Origin of the sequence: Micromonospora phaseoli, from assembly GCF_900109115.1 — a bacterium.
GTDB classification, from domain to species: domain Bacteria; phylum Actinomycetota; class Actinomycetes; order Mycobacteriales; family Micromonosporaceae; genus Micromonospora; species Micromonospora phaseoli.
The window spans coordinates 983,154-1,002,247 of record NZ_FNYV01000001.1 but is presented as its reverse complement, the minus strand read 5'-3'; the positions used below and the strand labels follow the sequence as shown (position 1 = coordinate 1,002,247).

Below are 19,094 nucleotides of genomic sequence, written 5' to 3'. Positions count from 1 at the left end.
CTTGCGCCGGTCGGGGCCGTTCGCTCAGCAATGTACGGACCGATCGCGAGGGCGGAGGTGGCGGCGGGGCAGCTCAGTACGCACCGGAGCTGCGCACGACGGCGCCGACCGTACGCAGCAGGATGGTCAGGTCCATCGTCAGCGACCAGTTCTCCACGTACGACAGGTCCAGGCGGATCGACTCCTCCCACGAGAGATCGGACCGGCCGGAGACCTGCCACAGCCCGGTCAGCCCGGGCTTGACCACCAGCCGCCGACGCATGTCCGGCGGATAGTTGGCGACCTCGCGGGCCAGCGGGGGCCGGGGTCCGACCAGCGACATGTCGCCCTTGACCACGTTGACCAGCTGAGGAAGCTCGTCGAGGGAGAAGCGGCGCAGCCGGTGCCCGAACCGGGTCACCCGCGGGTCGTCGCGAATCTTGAACAGTTCACCGTCGTGCTCGTTGCGATGCAGCAGCTGCGCGAGGCGCTCCTCGGCGTCGGTGTACATGGTGCGGAACTTGTAGATGACGAAGAGGCGGCCGTTGCGTCCCACCCGCTCCTGCCGAAAGATCACCGGGCCACGGGCGCCCGGCGCCAACCGCACCAGCAGGGCGATGACCAGCATCAACGGACTCGCGAGGAGCAACAGCAGCAGCGCCGACACCCGGTCGAAGACCGCTTTGACGAACCGCCGGCCGCCCTTGAGACGAGGGTGTTCGACGTGCAGCATCGGCAGTCCGTCCACCGGTCGGATGGTGGTGCGGTCACCGGCCACGTCGACGAGCGTGCTGGCGACGATGAGGTCGACGTCGTCGCGTTCCAGTTGCCAGCCCAGCCGCCGCAGGGTGGCTCCGGCGATCTCCGGGCAGGAGAGCACGACGACCGTGTCCGCACCCGCGTGGCTGACCGCCGTCGCCACGTCCTCGAAGGTGCCGAGGACCGGCGGCAGGGGCGGGCCGGTGTGCCACGTACCGGCTGCGGCCTCCTGGTACGGCAGGCAGGCGCCGACCACTCCCAGCCCGTGGTAGCGCTCACGGCGCAGTCTCCTGGTCATCTCACCGACGGCGTGGGCGTGGCCGACCAGGATGACCCGGTGCAGCCGGTCACCGCACGCCCACGAGCGGTGCAGTCGCTGGCGGACCAGGTACCGCATCCCGACGCCGATCACGATCATCATCGGCATCGCGATGATCATGTAGCCTCTGGCGAGCCGGAAGTCGAAGGCCAGTGCCACGACGGCCAGCGTGGTGAGAAGGGCGAGACCGGACCGGACCACGCGGGCGTACTCGTCGTTGCCCACGAACAGGTAGCGTGTTTCATACGCACGGTTGAGAGTGAGCGCGGCCAGCCAGGCGAACGGTAGCGCAATGGTGAGCCATAAGTGACCGCGGTTGTACGGTTCGGTGGTCTGCGACCCGAATCGAAGGCCGAGCGCCACGAAAGCCGACACCAAACCGACTGTCAGGTCCACCGCGCAGAGCGTGCCGACATATCGCGAACGCCATGCCCGCCGTCGCGGCCGGAGAGGTTCCACGGATTGCGGCGTTGCGTCGGTCCCGACGGGCGCCGTTTCGATTGGTGGCGCCAGCTCCACCGAATTCACCCAGCCTCCATCGCTCGTCCATCGGCCATTCGCCGTACGGTGGATCATCCGGCCCGAACTCGCGTGGTAATAGCGACCAACTGCGCCTCCGGGAGCTGGTTCACCTGGAGACGCGGGCGAGACCGCCGAGCGCGGTGGCGCTCGGCCCCGGTGCACGTCGCGAGAGTGGTTCCACGTTTCCCCGACCCAGAGTCAACATGGCGAGAACCGTTCTAGACAGAACCGGACAGGTGCGTTGCGATAATCGCCGGGCGAGCACGCCTCAACCTTTTAGCGGCTGACCGTACGACTTCTGGATCATGCGCAAATCCAAATCAGTACGGGCCGGACAAGTACCCCGTAGGCGAACTCGGCTACCTCCTCGACGAGGGCCTCACCGACCCGTCCGCCGTTATCACGACAACCGCATCTGGCGGCGGAGAAGCCGGCCCAGGTCCACCTCGGGGCACGGTCGGTGCGCTACCGGCCCGCCGGCGTTGATGACAGAAGATGTGGTTTCTGCCTAGATCACACGCTTGACGGCGATATCGTCGCGTCGATGACCGAGCCCGCGCCGCCGACGTGAAGAAGCTCCTCGCCGCCACGCTCGGCATCCTGTCCGCGGTGGGTGGCTTCGTCGACATCGGGGATCTCGTCGCCGCCGGTCAGGCCGGCGCCCGGTTCGGCATGGCCCACACCTGGGTGCTGCTGCTCGGCGTGGTCGCGATCTGCGCGTACGCCGACATGGCCGGACGGATCGCGGCGATCACCGGTCGGGCGGTGTTCGACCTGATCCGGGAACGGCTCGGCGCGCGGGTGGCGCTGGTCAACCTGGCGGCCTCCTACCTGGTCACCGTGATCACCCTCTCCGCCGAGCTGGGCGGGGTGGCGCTGGCACTGCGGTTGGCCACCGGCGTGCCCTACCTGCTCTGGGTGCCCCTTGCCGGGGCGGCGGTCTGGCTGGTGCTGTGGCGGATGCGGTTCCCGCTGATGGAGCGGGTGTTCGGCCTGGCCGGGCTGGCCCTGGTGATCTTCGCCGTCGCGCTGTTCTGGCTACCGACCGACTGGGCGGCACTCGGTCGCAGCGCCGTGGCACCCAGCGAAGCCGGTCAGGGCTGGGGGGCGTACTGGTTCATCGCGGTGGCGCTGTTCGCCTCCACGGTGAGCCCGTACGAGATCTTCTTCTTCTCCTCCGGCGGGGTCGAGGAACGCTGGAGCCCCGCCGACCTGGCCGACGCCCGGTTCAGCGTGCTGGTCGGCTTCCCGATCGGCGGGTTCCTCGCGCTGTCGCTGATCGCCACCGCAGCCGTGGTGCTGCGCCCCGCCGGCCTGTCGGTGGAGAGCCTCGACGAGGTCGCGCAGCCGGTGGTGCTGGCCTTCGGCGCGGTCGGCCTGGCGGTGGCAGCACTGGCGTTCTTCGCGGTCACCTTCGGCGCCGCGCTGGAGACCGGCCTGTCCGCGGCGTACGCCGCCGCACAGTACTTCGGCTGGCAGTGGGGCAAGCGGGTCAGCCCGCGCGAGGCGGCCCGGTTCCACACCGTGCTGCTGGTCAGCGTGCTGCTCGGCGTGCTCCTGCTGTTCACCACGGTCGACCCGGTGGCGCTCACCGAGTACATGCTGATCATCAGCGCGGTGGCGTTGCCGCTGACCTATCTGCCGATCCTGATCGTCGCGAACGACCGCACCTACCTCGGCGACCGGGTCAACGGCCGGGCCCTCAACCTGTTGGGGGCGGTGCTGCTGCTGGTCATCCTCGCCGCCTCGATCGCCGCCGTACCGCTGGCCATCGGCACCAGAATGGGACAGTGAGGATCCAGGTCAGCCGGGAGCTGCTCGACCGCCAGCTCGTCGACGCCGACGGACGGTTGGTCGGCAAGGTCGACGACGTTGAGTTCGCGCTCGGCCCGGACGGCGTTCCGTACCTGCGTGCGCTGCTCAGCGGGCCGGGCGCGCTCGGGCTGCGGGTCGGCGGCCGGCTCGGCCGGATGATGGTGCTGACCGCCGAGCGGTTCGTCACCGATCGACCGATGGCCCCCCTACGCATCCCGTACGCGCTCGTCGAGCGGGTCGGCAGCGCGGTGCGGCTGCGGATCCGGGCCGAGGAGCTGGCCACCCCGCCGGTGGAGGCGTGGCTGCGCCGCAACCTGATCGGCCGGATTCCCGGAGCCGACCGTGCGAGCGGGTGAGCTGCTGGGCCGGACCGCCTACGACGAGCGGGGACGGCGGCTGGGGCGGGTGGTGGAACTGGTGGTGCGCGGCTGTCCCGGCGGGCCGCTGCGACTGACCGACCTGGTCGTCACCCGGCACTGGTACGGCCGGATGAGCGGACGGCTGATCGGAGGAGAGCGGCACCCGTCCGGCCCGTGGGCGATCCGGGCGATGGCCCGGCTGCTCAGCCGCAGCACCGTGCAGGTGCCACTGCACCGGGTCCGGCTGGACCCGCCGCTACCGGAGCCTCCCGGAGCTGACCAGCCGGCCGAGGGCTGACTCAGCCGCGGCTGCCGTCCAGCACGGCGGGTACGTCGGTCGGCTGCTCGTCCGGCTGGTCATCGGTCGCGGCGGAGGTCTCTTCCTCGGCCGGACGACGCAGCCGGACCCCGGAGACGGCCCGGTCGTCGGCGAGCGTGACCTCCAGTCGCCAGCCGTCGACGGTGAGGTGCTCGCCGGGCGCGGGAATCCGACCCAGGCCGGCCAGCACCAGGCCCGCGACGGTGGTGTAGTCGCCGTCCGGACGTCCGGGCAGGTCCACGCCGATGTCTGACAGGTCGTGCACCGGGAAGGTGCCGGGCAGCACCAACGCGCCGTCCGCCTCGGTGATCACCTGACGGATGTCCCGGTCGGTCTCGTCGTAGATCTCCCCGACGATCTCCTCCAGGATGTCCTCCAGGGTGACGATGCCCTCGACGGCGCCGCGCTCGTCCACGACCAGGGCCATGTGCTGCCGCTCGGCCTTGAACTGCCGCAGCGCGTCGACCACCAGCACCGAGTCCGGCAACAGCATCGGTGCCCGGGCGTGGTCGTCGACGGGCTGGTCGTCCCGCACGCCGACCAGGTCCCGCAGATGGATGACGCCGACCGTCTCGTCCAGGCCACCGTGGCGTACCACCGGCGCGCGGGAGTGCCCGGAGGCGGCCAGCACGAGCCGGGCGTCCTCGGCGGTGGTCCCGCTGTCCAGACAGAAGACCTGCAGCCGCGGCACCAGCACCGCCCGCAGCTTGCGCTCGGCGATCTCGACCGCGCCGGCGATGATGGTCTGCTGCTCCTTGGTGAAGCCGTGGTGGCCGGAGACGATGTCCCGCAACTCGTCCGGGCTGATCTCGTCCCGCTCGGGCTTCGGGTCCAGCCCGAAGAGCCGCACCACCAGGTCACTGGTGGCGCCGAGCACCCAGACCGCCGGTCGGGTGAGGGTGGCGATCAGGTCCAATGGGCGGGCCACCAGCAGCGCCCACCGCTCCGGTATCTGCATGGCGATCCGCTTCGGGGCCAGCTCGCCGAAGACCAGGGTGACGAAGGTCAGCACCAGCGTGACCAGCACGACGGAGACCGGTCCGGCGGCCCGGCCGAACACGCCGTCCAGCAGCGGGACCAGCGGCCGGGCCAGCGACACCGCGGCGGCCGCCGAGGCGAGGAAGCCGGCCAGGGTGATGCCGATCTGGATGGTGGCCAGGAAACGGTTGGGGTCCCGGGCCAGCCGGGCCAGCACCCGGCCCGCGCGACCGGTCCGTTCCAGTCGCTGGACCTGGCTGTCCCGCAGCGACACCAACGCGAGTTCGCTACCCGCGAAGATCGCGTTCACCACGATCAGGACTCCGACCAGGGCCAGCTGGCTCCAGTAGCTCTGCACGCCCGGCTCTCCCTCGGTGGACCGCGCCTGGTGGCGCCGCCGACGGAGGTCCCGTCGGCGTAGCGGAGCCTATGCCCACTGGCCCCGACGGCGAATCATCGCCTGCTCGGCACCCGCCGCGAGGCTACCCGCGGGTCCCCGTCGATGTGGGCAGGTCCAGCACGAACGAGGTGCCCTCCCGCCGGAAGCCGAGCCGGTGGTAGTAGGGGGCGATCATGCCCGGCGGGCTGACCACCTGGCGGAAACCCCGGTCGGTGAACAGGCTGCTGCGTCGGTAGACGAACTCACCGGGAGTGAAGTCCCGAAACGGCGGGGTGACGTAGTCGAGGTCGACCTGGGCGACCCCGTCGCCGGCGTCGCGGACCAGGACCACCCCGACCACCTCGTCGGCGCGTACGACGAGGAAGGCCGAGTGGTCGGCCAGCCGGCCCGGTTGGAAGCCGGGGTTGAACCGGGCGATGTCGGCGGCGTGCACCCGCAGCGTGTGGGCCAGGAACGCGTCGTCGGCGCCCACCTCGACCACCTGGTAGGTCTGCTCGTCGTGGCGGGTGGCGAGCAGCCGCCGCAGGTACCAGATGTTGATCACGGCCAGCACCACGTTGAGCCCCACCATGGGCCACACCTGCACGGCTGCGTTGTAGCCGATCAGGACGACACAGCCGACCAGGTTGACGGCGCGCAACCGCAGGATGCGCGTCTGCAGCAGCGACCACACCAGGATCGCCGAGCCGGTCCAGCCGGCCAGTTCCAGCCAGTTCACCCCGCGAGGGTAGTCGCCGCCCTGGTCAGCCCCGCTGTCAGGGCCCCGGTGAGGCCGGCAGTTCCAGGACGTACTCGTCGATCTCGTGGCCGCGGCTCGGAGCGTACCCCCGGTCGGTGCCCCTGACGACGAAGCCGCAGCGGCGCAGCACGGCCAGCGACGCGGCGTTGTCGGTCGCCGTTCGCGCGTGCAGCGGCCGGCGCGAAACCTCCCGCAGCAGCGCGGTCAGGGCGCGGGTGGCGTACCCGTGACCCCAGCGTGCCCGGTCGATCCAGTAGCTGACCTCGGTGCGATCGCCGACCGGGAAGGCCAGCACGTGGCCGACCACCGTGCCGTCGACGGTCACCGTGCGGGCCAGGTTCTCCGGACCGGTCAGGATGCGTACCCAGCGCGCGGCGAACGCCCGCCGGTCGGTCGGATCCTCGCTGCCGAAGGCGGCCATCTTGTTGGCCTCGGGGTCGAGCTGGTGGACGAAGAACTCGACCAGGTCGTCCTCGGTGACCGGGCGCAGCCGCAGGTCGTCGGTCATCGGCCGATGGTACCTGCCGGGGTTGGGGACCTGCGGCCCGTGCCGGGTCGGCTTTCGGCCCTGCCCCGAGGAGTACCCGCACTGTTACCAACAGGTCAGAGGCATCGACGACGAGGTGGAGGCCCAGCCATGACGAGGTATGTGTACGACTTCCGCGAGGGTGATCGAGGCAAGGCCGACCTGCTCGGCGGCAAGGGCGCCAACCTCGCCGAGATGACCCGGCTCGGACTGCCGGTGCCGCCCGGCTTCACCGTCGGCACCGACGCCTGTCGGGCGTACCTCGCCGACGGATCGGTGCCGGCCGGGCTGTTCGACGAGGTCAACGACCATCTGCGGGAGATCGAGGCGCGGCTGGATCGGCGGCTCGGCGATCGGTTCGAGCCGCTGCTGCTGGCCGTGCGATCCGGCGGGCGGTACTCGATGCCCGGGATGATGGAGACGATCCTGGACATCGGGCTCAACGACTCGACGGTGACGGGCCTGGCCCGGATCAGCGGCGACGAGCGGTTCGCCTGGGACTCGTACCGACGGCTGATCCAGATGTTCGGCCGCACGGTGCACGGGGTGCCCGCCGAGGAGTTCGACCGGGAACTGGACGCACTGCGGGCCACCGCCGGAGCGGACGGTCCGACCGCGGAGCAGTTGCGCGGGCTGGTCGAGACGTACAAGAAGGTCTTCGCCGACCGGGTCGGCCACGACTTCCCGCAGGCCCCGCACGAGCAGCTCTACCTGGCGATCCGGGCGGTCTTCGAGTCGTGGAACGCCGCTCGGGCGGTGCTCTACCGGCGCCGCGAGCACATCCCCGACGACCTCGGCACCGCCGTCAACGTGATGGCGATGGTCTTCGGCAACCGAGGCCCGGACTCGGGCACCGGCGTGGCGTTCACCCGTGACCCGGCGACCGGTGCGCCCGGCGTGTACGGCGACTACCTGGCCGACGCTCAGGGCGAGGACGTGGTGGCCGGGGTCCGCAACACGGTGGGGCTGGACGACCTGGCCCGGATCGACCCGGCCAGCTACCGCCGGCTCACCGGGATCATGGCCACCCTGGAGCGGCACTACCGGGATCTGTGCGACGTGGAGTTCACCATCGAGCAGGGCCGGCTGTGGATGCTGCAGACCCGGGTCGGCAAGCGCACCCCGGCGGCGGCGTTCGTGATCGCCGCGCAGTTGGCCGACGAGGGTCTGATCAGCTGGGACGAGGCGCTGACCCGGGTCACCGGGGCGCAGCTGGCCCAGCTGATGTTCCCCGCCTTCGACTCGGACGCCGTCGGCGAACCGTTGGCCGTCGGAGTCGGCGCCTCGCCGGGTGCCGCCGCCGGTCGGGTCGTCTTCGACAGCGCCGCCGCGACGGCGGCGGACGGGCCCGTCATCCTGGTCCGCCGGGAGACCAGCCCGGACGATCTGCCGGGCATGATCGCCGCAGCCGGGATCCTCACCGCCCGGGGCGGCAAGACCTCGCACGCCGCGGTGGTCGCCCGGGGTATGGGTCGGACCTGCGTGTGCGGGGCGGAGGCGCTGGAGGTCGACGCGGAGCGCGGCGAACTCCGCGTCGGCGGCGCAACGGTCCGGGCCGGTGATGTGATCTCCATCGACGGCACCACCGGTCGGGTCTACCTCGGCGAGGTGCCGGTGCGCCCCTCCCCCGTGACCCGCTACCTCGCCGGTGAGCTGGCGCCGGAGTCCGACCGCCTGGTCGCCGCCGTGGACCGGCTGCTGCGCCACGCCGACGCGGTACGGCGGCTCGGCGTACGCGCCAACGCCGACACCGCGGCCGACGCGGCGCGGGCCCGGGCGCTCGGCGCCGCCGGCGTCGGGCTGTGCCGCACCGAGCACATGTTCCTCGGCGCACGCCGGGCCCTGGTGGAGCGGCTGATCCTGGCCGACGGGCCGGACGAGGTGGCCGCCGCGCTGGCGGAGCTGCTGCCGTTGCAGCGGGAGGACTTCGTGACGATCCTGGCCGCGATGGACGGCCTCCCGGTCACCATCCGACTGCTCGACCCGCCGTTGCACGAGTTCCTGCCCCCGCTGCCCGAGTTGTCCGCGCGGGTGGCCCGGGCCGAGGCGCTCGGGCAGGACCCGGGACGGGACGCCGTGCTGCTGGCCGCCGTACGCCGGATGCAGGAGAGCAACCCGATGCTGGGCCTGCGCGGGGTGCGACTCGGTCTGGTGGTGCCCGGTCTGTTCGCGATGCAGGTCCGGGCCGTCGCGGAGGCGGCGGCGTGCCGGGTGGCCGAGGGCGGCGACCCGCGCCCAGAGATCATGGTGCCGCTGGTCGTGGACGTCCGGGAGTTGGCCGCCGTGCGGGCCGAGGTGGCGACCGTGCTGGCCGGCGTGCCCGGTGCGCCGTCGATCCCGGTCGGCACGATGGTCGAGACGCCGCGGGCGGCGCTGACCGCCGGCCCGATCGCGGGCCAGGCCGAGTTCTTCTCCCTCGGCACCAACGACCTGACCCAGACCACCTGGGCGTTCTCCCGGGACGACGGGGAGGGCTCGTTCCTCGGCGAGTACCTGGACCGGGGCATCGTCGAGACGTCACCGTTCGAGACCCTCGACGCCGCCGGGGTGGGCCGGCTGGTCCGGCTGGCCGTGACCGAGGGCCGGGCCGCCCGACCGGAGCTGACCGTGGGCGTCTGCGGCGAACACGGCGGTGACCCGGAGTCGGTGGAGTTCTTCGCCGGGGCCGGGCTCGACTACGTCTCCTGCTCGCCGTACCGGGTGCCGATCGCCCGGCTGGCCGCCGGCCGGGCCGCCGTGGCCCGTGCCTGCGCCGATTCCGACGCTCGATAGGAGGTACCCGAGATGACCGCGATCTTCAACGCCACCGGGCCGATGCCGCTGGTGCCGCCCCGGCCGGCTCCCGAGGCGGCGCCTCAACCGGCACCGGTGCCGGCGGTCGGACCGGTGCTGGAGCTGCCCGGTACGCCACCGACCGCACTGGTGCCGGTGATCCGCGACGGACGTCCGGTCGGGGTGTTCGTGGCCCACGGCGGGCGCCTCCGGTACCGTCCGCTGCCCGATCCGGACCGGCTGCTGGCCGCCACGGCCGGCGTGCTGGCGGTCGGGCTGGTCAGCGCCGGCGTGGTGGTGCTGGGCCGGAAGCGGCCGCCCGCGGTCTCCAGCCTGACCATGGGTCCGGGCGGCTGGGTCAGCTTCCGTGGCCCGCGCGCACCGGGTCCCCGGGCGGCGCGCCCCTGGTGGGCCCGGCTGCTACGGGCCCACCGGCTGGTCGTCGAGCGCTGATCCGGTACGCCACGTCGCCGTCGGTGGCCGGATCGGCCGCCGGCGGCGCCGGCGCGGGGACGACGACGGCACGAGTCGGCCGGCAGGGCCGTTGGTCCCGGGCCGCGGGCGGATCGCCCCTGCCGGGGATCACCGCAAGGGGCGAGGCTGGAACCGGACGGGCCGCAGGAGGCGGGCCCGCAGGGTAGGGCGGGGGCGAACGGTGGCCGGACAGGTCCAGGTCGCGGGCGGGACCACACCCACGGAGGTCACGCTGACAGCGGGACCGAGCGGCGGGCTCAGCTCGACCGAGGCCGCCCACCGGCTGCGGGTCGACGGGCCGAACGCCACCGCGCCGCCACCGCGCCGGCACCTGGCCACCCGGGTGCTGCGCCAGCTCACCGATCCGCTGGTCGCCCTGCTGCTGGCCGCGGCCGTGGTCACCACGGCGTTGCGGGACTACCCGGACACGGCGGTGATCCTGCTCGTCGTCGCGGTCAACACCGCGATCGGCGTGGTGCAGGAGGTACGGGCCGACCGGGCCATCGCCGCGCTCGACCAGCTCGCCGCGCCGACCGCGCGGGTGGTCCGCGACGACCGTGACGTGGTGCTGCCCGCCGCCGACCTGGTCCGTGGCGACCTGGTCCGGGTGGAGGCCGGCGACGTGGTCCCGGCCGACCTGCTGCTGCACGACGCGAACCGGCTGCACCTGGACGAGTCGGCGCTGACCGGCGAGTCGGTGCCGGTGACCCGCGCCGCCGGTGAGGAGGCCAGCGCCGGCACCGTGGTGACCACCGGTCGGGCCGCCGGCACGGTGGTCCGCACCGGCACGGCGAGCGCGCTCGGCCGGATCGCCACCCTGGCCGCCACCACCAGACCGACGGCCACCCCGCTGCAACGCCGGCTCGCCGGGCTCGGCCGGGTCCTCGGGCTCGCCGCCGTGCTCCTGTCCGGGCTGGTCTTCGTCGTCGGGGTGCTCAGCGGCCGGCCGCTGGTCGACATGGCGGTCACCGCGGTGAGCCTGGTGGTGGCCGCGGTGCCCGAGTCGCTGCCGGCGGTGGTGACGTTGGCTCTCGCCCTGGGCGCCCGCCGGATGGCCGCGGCCCGGGCGATCCCCCGCCGGTTGCACGCGGTGGAGACGCTCGGCTCGGTCACCGTGATCGCCTCCGACAAGACCGGTACCCTCACCGAGGGCCGGATGGCCGTGCAGCACGCGGTCACCGCCGACGGCGGGAGCTTCGGAGTCACCGGCACCGGTTACGCACCACACGGCGACGTGCACCGCGACGGCACCCCGATCGCCGTGCCGGACGAGCTGCGCCGGCTGGCCCGAGCCGGGCTGCTCTGCAACGACGCGACGCTCGCCCCGCCGACCGACGAACGGCCCCGGTGGAGTGCCGTGGGTGACCCGCTGGAGGCAGCGCTGGTGGCCTTCGCCGCCCGGTGCGGCCTGGACCCCCAGACCACCCGCAGCGCCTGGCCCCGGATGACGGAGCACCCCTTCGACCAGCAGCTGCGCCGGATGACCACCGTGCACCGCTCCTGCGACCGCCGCTACCTCGTGGTGTGCAAGGGCGCCCCGGAAAGTGTGCTCACCGCACCACTGCTCGACGCCGACGCCGACGAGCTGGCCGCCCTGAGCGCCGCCGCGCACCGGATGGCCGGCGACGGTCTACGGGTGCTGGCACTGGCGGCGGCCCTGGTGGACAGCCCGCCGACCGATCCCGCCCACCCCGAGGGACTGCGCCCGTTGGGCCTGATCGCCGTCGGCGACCCGCTGCGTGCCGGAGCACGGGACATCGCCGAGGGCTTCGCCGACGCCGGCGTCCGGCTGGTGCTGATCACCGGGGACCATCCGGCGACCGCAGCGGCCATCGGCGAGCAGTTGGGCATCTGGCAGCCCGGCGATCCGGTGGTGCGCGGCGACGACGGCGATCCCGCCGACGCGCCCCCGGCGGCGCGGGTGTTCGCGCGTACCCAGCCGGAGCAGAAGCTCGACATCATCGCCGGGATGCAGGCCCAGGGGCACGTGGTGGCGATGACCGGCGACGGCGTCAACGACGCGCCGGCGCTGCGCCGGGCGGACATCGGCGTGGCCATGGGCGGCGGCACCGAGGTGGCCCGGCAGGCGGCGGACCTGGTACTGGTCGACGATGATCTGTCCACCGTGGCCACCGCGATCGGCGAGGGCCGGCGGATCTACGACAACATCCGCCGTTTCCTGCGCTACGCCCTCTCCGGTGGCGTGGCCGAGATCGCGGTGATGCTGCTCGGCCCACTGTTCGGGATGGCCGTGCCGCTGTTGCCGGCGCAGATCCTCTGGATCAACCTGCTCACCCACGGCGTGCCGGGGGTCGCCCTGGGCGCCGAGCCGGCCGAGCCGGGCACCCTGCGCCGGGTGCCACGCTCACCGCAGGAGTCGGTGCTCGGCGCCGGGCTCGGCTGGCACATCCTGATCGGCGGCGCGCTCATCTCGGCGGTGACGCTCGGCGCGGGTGTGCTCGCCGTCGCGTGGGACCGACCCTGGCAGTCGGTGGTCTTCATCGTGCTGGGCCTGGCCCAGCTCGGGGTGGCCCTGGCGGTTCGCGCGCCCAGACCGCCGGGTGCGCGGCGGGGCAACCTGGCGCTGCCCCTCGCGGTGGTCGTCTCCGCGCTGCTGCAGGTCGCCGGGGTGCTGCTGGCGCCGCTACGGGACCTGCTCGGCACCGAGCCGCTGAGCGTCCGGGACCTGCTCGCCTGCGCCATGATCAGTGTGCTGCCCGGACTGATCCTGCGGGCGACCCGCCGCCCGCAGCGGCACGCGATAGGCCAGGCTGGTAGTGGACCCGAGGAGGAGATGTGATGGCCAGCAACACCGGTGCCCCCGTCGTGGTGGGTGTGGACGGCTCCGAGATCGCCCTGCACGCGGTGCGTGCCGCCGCGCGGGAGGCGGCGTACCGACACCGCCCGCTGCGGATCGTGCACGCGTTCATCTGGCCGCTGATGGGCGTACCGCTGGGCCCCGCGCCGGGTGCGCCCGCCGAGGGCGGGCTGCGCAACCAGGCGGAGCGGTGCGTGACGGAGGCCGTCGCCGAGGCCGGCAAGGTGGCCCCGGAGGTGCCCGTCACCGGCGTGGTGGTCGACGGCGCGGCCACGGCCGTGCTGCTCGCCGAAGCCCGCGACGCCGCACTGATCGTGCTCGGCAACCGTGGCCTTGGCGGCTTCGCCGGCCTGCTGCTCGGCTCGGTGGCCGTGCAGGTCAGCGCCCACGCCGACAGCCCGGTGCTGGTGGTCCGCGACGAGTCGCGGGCGGACGGGCCGGTGGTGGTCGGTGTCGACGGCTCGGAGCTGTCCCGGGAGGCCGTCGGGTTCGCCTTCGAGCAGGCGGCCTGGCGCGGCGCCGAACTGGTCGCGGTGCACGCCTGGCTCTACCCGACCCCAGTCGGCCCCGGGGACATCCTGCCCCTGGTCTACGACCTGGACGCCTTCCGTGAGGAGGAGGAACGCACGCTCGCCGAGTCGGTGGCCGGCTGGTCGGAGCGGTACCCGGAGGTGACGGTGCGGCGGCGGCTGGTCCGGGGTTCCCCGGCCCGGGCGTTGGTGGAGGAGTCCCGCAACGCCCAGCTGGTGGTCCTCGGCGCACGGGGGCGGGGTGCGCTGGGCGGGCTGCTGCTCGGCTCGGTCAGCCACGCGGTGCTGCACCACGCCCACTCCCCGCTGGCGATCGTCCGGAAGGTGGGTACGGTCACCAGAAGCTGACCGACCGTCGCGCCGACGTCGGCTCCTTCGGTGGTGTGTCGGGGCCGCCCGCAGGCGGGGCCGCGTCGACAATGACCCGACCGACTCATGGAGGACCTTTGCTGATGAACCGACCTGTCGTGGTGGGGGTGGACGGCTCACCGCCGAGCCTGGTCGCCGCGGAACACGCGGCACAGGCGGCGGTGTGGCGGTCGCGCCCACTGCACCTGGTACACGGCTACCTGCACCCGCTCGGCTACGGCGTGCCGATCAACCCGTACGAGGTGGGAGTCCCGGCGGCGTCGGAGGACGGCCGGAAGATGCTCGAACAGACCGCCGCCGAGCTGGTCGACCGGTGGCCGGGCCTGACGGTCGAGGTGCGTCAGGTGGCCGGCGGGCCGGGCGCGACGCTCGTCGAGGAGTCCCGCCGGGCGGAGCTGGTCGTGGTGGGCAGCCGTGGCCTGGGCGGCTTCGCCGGGCTGCTGCTCGGCTCGGTCGGCACCCAGGTCGCCGCGCACGGACACTGCCCGGTGCTGGTGATCCGGCCGCCCGATCGACCGATCCCGACCGACGGGCCGGTGCTGGTCGGCGTGGACGGCTCGGAGTCGGCCGAACTCGCCGTCGGGTTCGGCGCCGAGGAGGCCATGCGGCGCGGTGGCACGCTGGTGCTGCTGCACGTCACCGACGAGTCCGACGCGGCCGAGGACGGGCCGGCGGCGACGCTGCTCGCCACGGCCGGCGCGGCGGCGCGGGGCAGCAATCCCGGCCTGACCGTGGAGGAACGACTGGTCACCGCGCCAAAGCCCGACCAGGCGCTGATCGAGGCGACCGGGGATGCCGCGTTGGTGGTGGCCGGATCGCGCGGCCGGGGCGGCTTCGCCGGCCTACTGCTCGGCTCGGTCAGCCAGGGGCTGGTGCAGCACGCCCGCTGCCCGGTGCTCGTCGCCCACCCGCACCAGCCGGAGCTCTGACCCACCGCTACCCCCGCCGCGTCGATCTAGGGGTTATCGTCGCTAGTCGATCTCCAGCGACGACGACAGTCCCTAGATCGACGCGGTGCGGGGTGGTGGGTGTCAGGTGTCCCGACCGCCCAGCAGCTGCTCGAAGCTGGTGGTGAGCGCGAACGGGTCGGTCGGCCCGTCCGAGGGTGCCGTGCGGTGGACCTGCTCGGCCAGTTCCCGGCCGGCCCGGACGATCCGCGCGCGCAACGCGCCGTCCGCGGCACCGCCGGACCAGTCCTCGGGTGCGGCGAAGACCGCCGTCGGCACCGTCACCGCCCGCAGGTAGGTGAACATCGGGCGGACCGCGTGTTCCAGAGCCAGCGAGTGCCGGGCGGTGCCACCGGTGGCACCGACCAGCACCGGCCGGCCGCCCACCGCCTCGGCGTCGACCAGGTCGAAGAACGACTTGAACAGCCCGTTGTACGAGGCGTTGAAGATCGGCGTTACCGCGATCAACCCGTCGGCCCCGGTGACCTGGTCCAGCACCTGCCGCAACGACTCCGACGGGAAACCGGTGAGCAGGTGGTTGACGATGTCGTGGGCGTGCTCGCGCAGCTCGACCGGTCGCAGCTCCACCTCCTCGCCACGCCGGACCAGCTCGTCACGGGTGGCCGCGGCGAGCTGGTCGGCGAGCAGCCGGGTCGACGAAGGCTGGCTGAGACCGGCCGACACCACCGCCAGGCTGCGCACGGTCACCGCTCGATCTCCGCGCCGGCCCCGGCCAGGTCACCGGTCGAGGTCCCGCCGGTCTGCGGCGCGCGTTGCGCGGCGGCCCGCAGCGAGGCGTGCGTCGGCGCCAGCGGCACGTGCGCCGGCCGCAGCGAGTCGAACTCCTTGCGCAGCACCGGCACGACCTCCTCGCCGAGGAGATCGAGCTGCTCGAGCACGGTCTTCAGCGGCAGCCCCGCGTGGTCGAGGAGGAAGAGCTGCCGCTGGTAGTCGCCCACGTAGTCGCGGAAGCCGAGCGTACGGTCGATGACCTGCTGCGGGCTGCCCACGGTCAGCGGGGTCTGCGCGGTGAACTCCTCCAGCGACGGGCCGTGCCCGTAGACCGGCGCGTTGTCGAAGTACGGCCGGAACTCGCGTACCGCGTCCTGGGAGTTGCGTCGCATGAACACCTGGCCGCCGAGGCCGACGATGGCCTGGTCGGCGGTGCCGTGGCCGTAGTGCTCGAAGCGCTGCCGGTACAGACCGACCATCCGCCGGGTGTGCTCGGCGGGCCAGAAGATGTGGTTGGCGAAGAATCCGTCGCCGTAGTAGGCGGCCTGCTCGGCGATCTCCGGGCTGCGGATCGAGCCGTGCCAGACGAACGGGGGTACGTCGTCGAGCGGGCGCGGGGTCGAGGTGAACGACTGCAGCGGGGTGCGGAACTTGCCCTGCCAGTCGACCACGTCCTCGCGCCAGAGCCGGCGCAGCAGGTCGTAGTTCTCGATCGCGAGCGGGATGCCGTTGCGGATGTCCTGGCCGAACCAGGGGTAGACCGGGCCGGTGTTGCCCCGGCCCATCATCAGGTCGACCCGGCCGTCGGCCAGGTGCTGGAGCATCGCGTAGTCCTCGGCGATCTTCACCGGGTCGTTGGTGGTGATCAGCGTGGTGGCGGTGGAGAGCAGCAGCCGTTCGGTGCGGGCGGCGATGTAGCCCAGCATCGTGGTGGGCGACGAGGGCACGAACGGCGGGTTGTGGTGCTCACCGGTGGCGAAGACGTCGAGGCCGACCTCCTCGGCCTTGAGCGCGATGGCCACCATCGCCTTGATCCGCTCGGCCTCGGTCGGCTCACGGCCGTTGGTCGGGTCGACCGTGACGTCGCCGACGGTGAAGACTCCGAACTGCATCACAGCTCCTCGTGTCGTCCGACCGGGCGGGTGGTGCCCGGCGCACTCGACAACATATTTGACGAGTCAACTATTCCACGAACCGGGCCGCCTCGCGTATCCGGCAGGCCGTCGCGGGATGCCGCACGTCGCGAGCCGGGCTCGTCACGTTCGTCGCCGTGGCACGTGGCGGCGGTACGGGCTGACCGTCGGGTCGCCGGTGATCCAGAAGCGCCAGGGCACCTCGTGGGCGGCGGCCACGCCGACGCGCGGGCCGGCGGAGACCTCGGACGGCACGACCGGGCGGGTCGGCGGGGTCAGCAGCAGTGGCCCGGTCCCGTCGACGACGCTGGTGCCGTTCGCCGCCGCGTCGACGCCGAGCGCGACCACCAGTCGGGCAGGACCACGGGCCAGGTCGCGGTCGGCCACCTCCCCGCGCCGCTTGCGGGCCAGGTCCAGGCCGTCCACCACCTCACCGGCGCGCAGCAGCACCGCCGCCGCCTCCCCCTCGCCGCCGCAGACGAGATTCAGACACCAGTGCACTCCGAAGACGAAGTACGTGTAGGCATGCCCCGCCGGGCCGAACATGACCTTCGTACGGGGAGTCGGCCCACGGTGGGCGTGCGAGGCCGGATCCGCGCCGGTGCCGGCGTACGCCTCGACCTCGGTCAGCCGGATCCGGACCCCGTTTGCCGACACCTCCCAGCCCAGCAGCGTCTGTGCGGTCTGCGCGACGTGTGCGGCGGGAGCCCGCAGCCAGGAGTGGTCCACGAATCCAGGTAACCGCAGCCCACGCCCGACCGGCAAACTGCGGCCTACCCGCGCTGGCACAAACGCCGGTGCCGCTGCGGAGGTCGAACCCCGCGTCGACCAGGCCCCGGTGACCGGATCGCGGCGGCGCGCGTGGGGTGTGCGCGTCCTGTCGAGCTGACAGCGCGAACGGATCGCGGTGACTCGCCACCGGTGCATGCCGCCTGACAGCGTGAACGGTTCAACTCGACAGGGACCGCAGAAGAGGAGACATCCCCGAAGCCGGAGGGCGGCTCGGGCCACGACGAAGATCCCTCGATCGCCGGGGAGTCAGGTCGGGCAAGGACATGCGCGGCACGTGGTGGGACCACGTACCGCGCACTGTCGGACGTCAGCGGGGTACGACGCTCTCGGCGGTCCACTCCCGCCAGCCGGCCAGCTGGTCGGCGGCGGCGGCGAGCTGGTCGGCGACCGGACCGGGGCCGGTCGAGCCGGGGGTGATCCGAGCGGCGAGGGCCGAGCGGACCGACAGCACGTCGCGTACGGCCGGGTCGAGGTGCTCGCTGACCGCGGCCAGATCCTCGTCGGAGACCTCGTCGAGGGCACAGTCCCGGGCCGCGCAGAGCGCCACCAGCTTGCCGGTGATCTCGTGCGCGTCGCGGAACGCCACACCCCGGCGCACCAGCCAGTCGGCCACCTCGGTGGCCAGCGAGAAGCCCACCGGCGCGGCGGCGACCAGGCGGTCGACGCGTACCGTCATCGTGGAGATCATCCCGGCGAGGGCCGGCAGCAGCAGTTCCAGGGTGTCGACCGCGTCGAAGGCCGGCTCCTTGTCCTCCTGCATGTCCCGGTCGTACGTCATCGGCAGGCCCTTGAGCATGGTCAGCACGCTGACCAGCCCGCCCACGAGCCGACCGGACTTGCCCCTGGCCAGCTCGGCGATGTCCGCGTTCTTCTTCTGCGGCATGATCGACGACCCGGTGGCGAAGGCGTCGTCCAACTCGACCCAACCGAACTCCTGCGACGTCCAGAGCACCACCTCCTCGCCGAGGCGCGACAGGTGCACCCCGATCAGCGCGGTGGTGAAGAGGAACTCGGCGACGAAGTCCCGGTCGGCGACCGCGTCCATCGAGTTGGCGAAGGACGTCCGGAAGCCCAACTCCTTCGAGACCGCCACCGGGTCCAGCGGCAGCCCCGAACCGGCCAGCGCCCCCGCGCCGAGCGGGCTGACCGCAGCCCGGTGGTCCCAGTCCCGCAGCCGCTCCAGGTCCCGCAGCAGCGGCTGCACGTGGGCCAGCAGCCAGTGGCCGAAGGTGACCGGCTGGGCGTGCTGGAGGTGGGTCATGCCCGGCGCGGCCGTCTCCACGTGCCGCGCGGCCTGCTCTACCAGCGCCTCGGCCAGCTCCACCAGCCGTGCGGCCACGCCCCGGGCGTGATCACGCAGGTAGAGCCGCAGATCGGTGGCGACCTGGTCGTTCCGGGACCGGCCGGCGCGCAGCTTGCCGCCGAGGCTGCCGAGCCGCTCCAACAGCCCGCGCTCCAGCGCGGTGTGCACGTCCTCGTCGTCGACGGTCGGGCGGAACGCGCCGGAGGCACAGGCGGCCTCCAGGTCGTCCAGGGCGGCGAGGATGCGGCCCAGTTCGTCCGGGTCGAGCAGGCCGGCGCCGGCCAGCACCCGGGCGTGCGCCCGGGAACCGGCGATGTCGTACGGGGCCAGCCGCCAGTCGAACTGCACGCTCACCGACAGCCGGGCCAGCGCCTCTGAGGGGCCGCCGGCGAACCGGCCTCCCCACAGGCTCGTCCGGTTGGCCGCTGCGCTGTTCTCGGTCAGGCTCTTGTCGTCCACCCCGCCCATTGTTGCAGCGCTCACCTTCCGCTCCCGACTGCGGGGCTCAC

Annotated in this window: 16 protein-coding genes; 8 read left to right on the top strand and 8 right to left on the bottom strand. The window is 72.9% G+C overall.

Features of this window, described 5'->3' with window-relative positions; all coding sequences use genetic code 11:
- Positions 1-73: 73 nt before the first annotated feature.
- Complete coding sequence (locus tag BMY89_RS04635; RefSeq protein ID WP_232521045.1) at positions 74-1,453, bottom strand: sugar transferase; 1,380 nt, start codon at positions 1,451-1,453, stop codon at positions 74-76.
- 693 nt (positions 1,454-2,146) lie between these two features.
- Between BMY89_RS04635 and BMY89_RS04630 the strand changes: the two genes are divergently transcribed.
- The 3 genes from BMY89_RS04630 to BMY89_RS04620 are packed head-to-tail and all read left to right on the top strand — an operon-like array spanning position 2,147 to position 4,051.
- Positions 2,147-3,373: an NRAMP family divalent metal transporter gene (locus BMY89_RS04630; RefSeq protein WP_092375133.1), complete on the top strand. Its 1,227-nt coding sequence runs from the start codon at positions 2,147-2,149 to the stop codon at positions 3,371-3,373.
- Positions 3,370-3,750, top strand: coding sequence for a hypothetical protein (locus tag BMY89_RS04625; protein WP_092375130.1), 381 nt, complete (start codon positions 3,370-3,372; stop codon positions 3,748-3,750). Before BMY89_RS04630 ends, BMY89_RS04625 begins: the two co-directional genes overlap by 4 nt.
- Complete coding sequence (locus BMY89_RS04620) at positions 3,737-4,051, top strand: PRC-barrel domain-containing protein (protein ID WP_092375127.1); 315 nt, start codon at positions 3,737-3,739, stop codon at positions 4,049-4,051. Before BMY89_RS04625 ends, BMY89_RS04620 begins: the two co-directional genes overlap by 14 nt.
- Before the next feature lies 1 nt (position 4,052).
- Here the strand turns inward: BMY89_RS04620 and BMY89_RS04615 are convergent, their stop codons facing one another.
- The 3 genes from BMY89_RS04615 to BMY89_RS04605 all read right to left on the bottom strand — a co-directional run bounded on the left by BMY89_RS04615 (position 4,053) and on the right by BMY89_RS04605 (position 6,697).
- Complete coding sequence (locus BMY89_RS04615; protein WP_092375124.1) at positions 4,053-5,408, bottom strand: hemolysin family protein; 1,356 nt, start codon at positions 5,406-5,408, stop codon at positions 4,053-4,055.
- A 124-nt stretch (positions 5,409-5,532) separates the two neighbouring features.
- Positions 5,533-6,168 (bottom strand): YgjV family protein, encoded by a 636-nt coding sequence (locus BMY89_RS04610; protein WP_092375121.1) that lies wholly within the window; start codon positions 6,166-6,168, stop codon positions 5,533-5,535.
- Positions 6,169-6,205: 37 nt separating this feature from the next.
- A complete protein-coding gene (locus BMY89_RS04605; RefSeq protein WP_092375118.1) occupies positions 6,206-6,697 on the bottom strand; it encodes a GNAT family N-acetyltransferase in 492 nt (163 codons plus the stop codon).
- Between the two features lie 129 nt (positions 6,698-6,826).
- Here BMY89_RS04605 and ppdK point away from each other — a divergent pair, with 129 nt between their 5' ends.
- The 5 genes from ppdK to BMY89_RS04580 all read left to right on the top strand — a co-directional run bounded on the left by ppdK (position 6,827) and on the right by BMY89_RS04580 (position 14,607).
- Positions 6,827-9,487, top strand: coding sequence for a pyruvate, phosphate dikinase (gene ppdK / locus BMY89_RS04600; protein ID WP_092375115.1), 2,661 nt, complete (start codon positions 6,827-6,829; stop codon positions 9,485-9,487).
- Positions 9,488-9,499: 12 nt separating this feature from the next.
- On the top strand, positions 9,500-9,940 hold the full coding sequence (locus tag BMY89_RS04595; RefSeq protein WP_092375112.1) for a hypothetical protein: 441 nt from the start codon (positions 9,500-9,502) through the stop codon (positions 9,938-9,940).
- A 202-nt stretch (positions 9,941-10,142) separates the two neighbouring features.
- On the top strand, positions 10,143-12,761 hold the full coding sequence (locus BMY89_RS04590; protein WP_092375109.1) for a cation-translocating P-type ATPase: 2,619 nt from the start codon (positions 10,143-10,145) through the stop codon (positions 12,759-12,761).
- The gene (locus tag BMY89_RS04585; RefSeq protein WP_092375103.1) at positions 12,761-13,657 is read left to right on the top strand and encodes a universal stress protein; all 897 of its coding nucleotides are present in this window, start codon (positions 12,761-12,763) and stop codon (positions 13,655-13,657) included. Before BMY89_RS04590 ends, BMY89_RS04585 begins: the two co-directional genes overlap by 1 nt.
- Positions 13,658-13,755: 98 nt before the next feature.
- The gene (locus BMY89_RS04580; protein ID WP_092375099.1) at positions 13,756-14,607 is read left to right on the top strand and encodes a universal stress protein; all 852 of its coding nucleotides are present in this window, start codon (positions 13,756-13,758) and stop codon (positions 14,605-14,607) included.
- Positions 14,608-14,709: 102 nt separating this feature from the next.
- Here BMY89_RS04580 and BMY89_RS04575 read toward each other — a convergent pair whose 3' ends face one another.
- From BMY89_RS04575 to argH, 4 genes are all read right to left on the bottom strand, one after another.
- Positions 14,710-15,333 (bottom strand): FMN reductase, encoded by a 624-nt coding sequence (locus BMY89_RS04575; protein WP_092375096.1) that lies wholly within the window; start codon positions 15,331-15,333, stop codon positions 14,710-14,712.
- A complete protein-coding gene (locus tag BMY89_RS04570) occupies positions 15,330-16,469 on the bottom strand; it encodes an LLM class flavin-dependent oxidoreductase (protein ID WP_232521044.1) in 1,140 nt (379 codons plus the stop codon). The genes BMY89_RS04575 and BMY89_RS04570 overlap by 4 nt, the downstream gene beginning before the upstream one ends.
- 144 nt (positions 16,470-16,613) lie before the next feature.
- A complete protein-coding gene (locus BMY89_RS04565; RefSeq protein ID WP_092375093.1) occupies positions 16,614-17,219 on the bottom strand; it encodes a DNA-3-methyladenine glycosylase in 606 nt (201 codons plus the stop codon).
- A 370-nt stretch (positions 17,220-17,589) separates the two neighbouring features.
- Positions 17,590-19,053, bottom strand: coding sequence for an argininosuccinate lyase (gene argH / locus BMY89_RS04560; RefSeq protein WP_092375090.1), 1,464 nt, complete (start codon positions 19,051-19,053; stop codon positions 17,590-17,592).
- Between the last annotated feature and the right edge of the window lie 41 nt (positions 19,054-19,094).

Bases quoted from the DNA above. Each gene is read 5' to 3' on its own strand.
- BMY89_RS04585 (WP_092375103.1), top strand. From the start codon at position 12,761: ATGGCCAGCAACACCGGTGCCCCCGTCGTGGTGGGTGTGGACGGCTCC.
- BMY89_RS04605 (WP_092375118.1), bottom strand. From the start codon at position 6,697: ATGACCGACGACCTGCGGCTGCGCCCGGTCACCGAGGACGACCTGGTC.
- ppdK (WP_092375115.1), top strand. From the start codon at position 6,827: ATGACGAGGTATGTGTACGACTTCCGCGAGGGTGATCGAGGCAAGGCC.
- BMY89_RS04570 (WP_232521044.1), bottom strand. From the start codon at position 16,469: ATGCAGTTCGGAGTCTTCACCGTCGGCGACGTCACGGTCGACCCGACC.
- argH (WP_092375090.1), bottom strand. From the start codon at position 19,053: ATGGGCGGGGTGGACGACAAGAGCCTGACCGAGAACAGCGCAGCGGCC.
- BMY89_RS04595 (WP_092375112.1), top strand. From the start codon at position 9,500: ATGACCGCGATCTTCAACGCCACCGGGCCGATGCCGCTGGTGCCGCCC.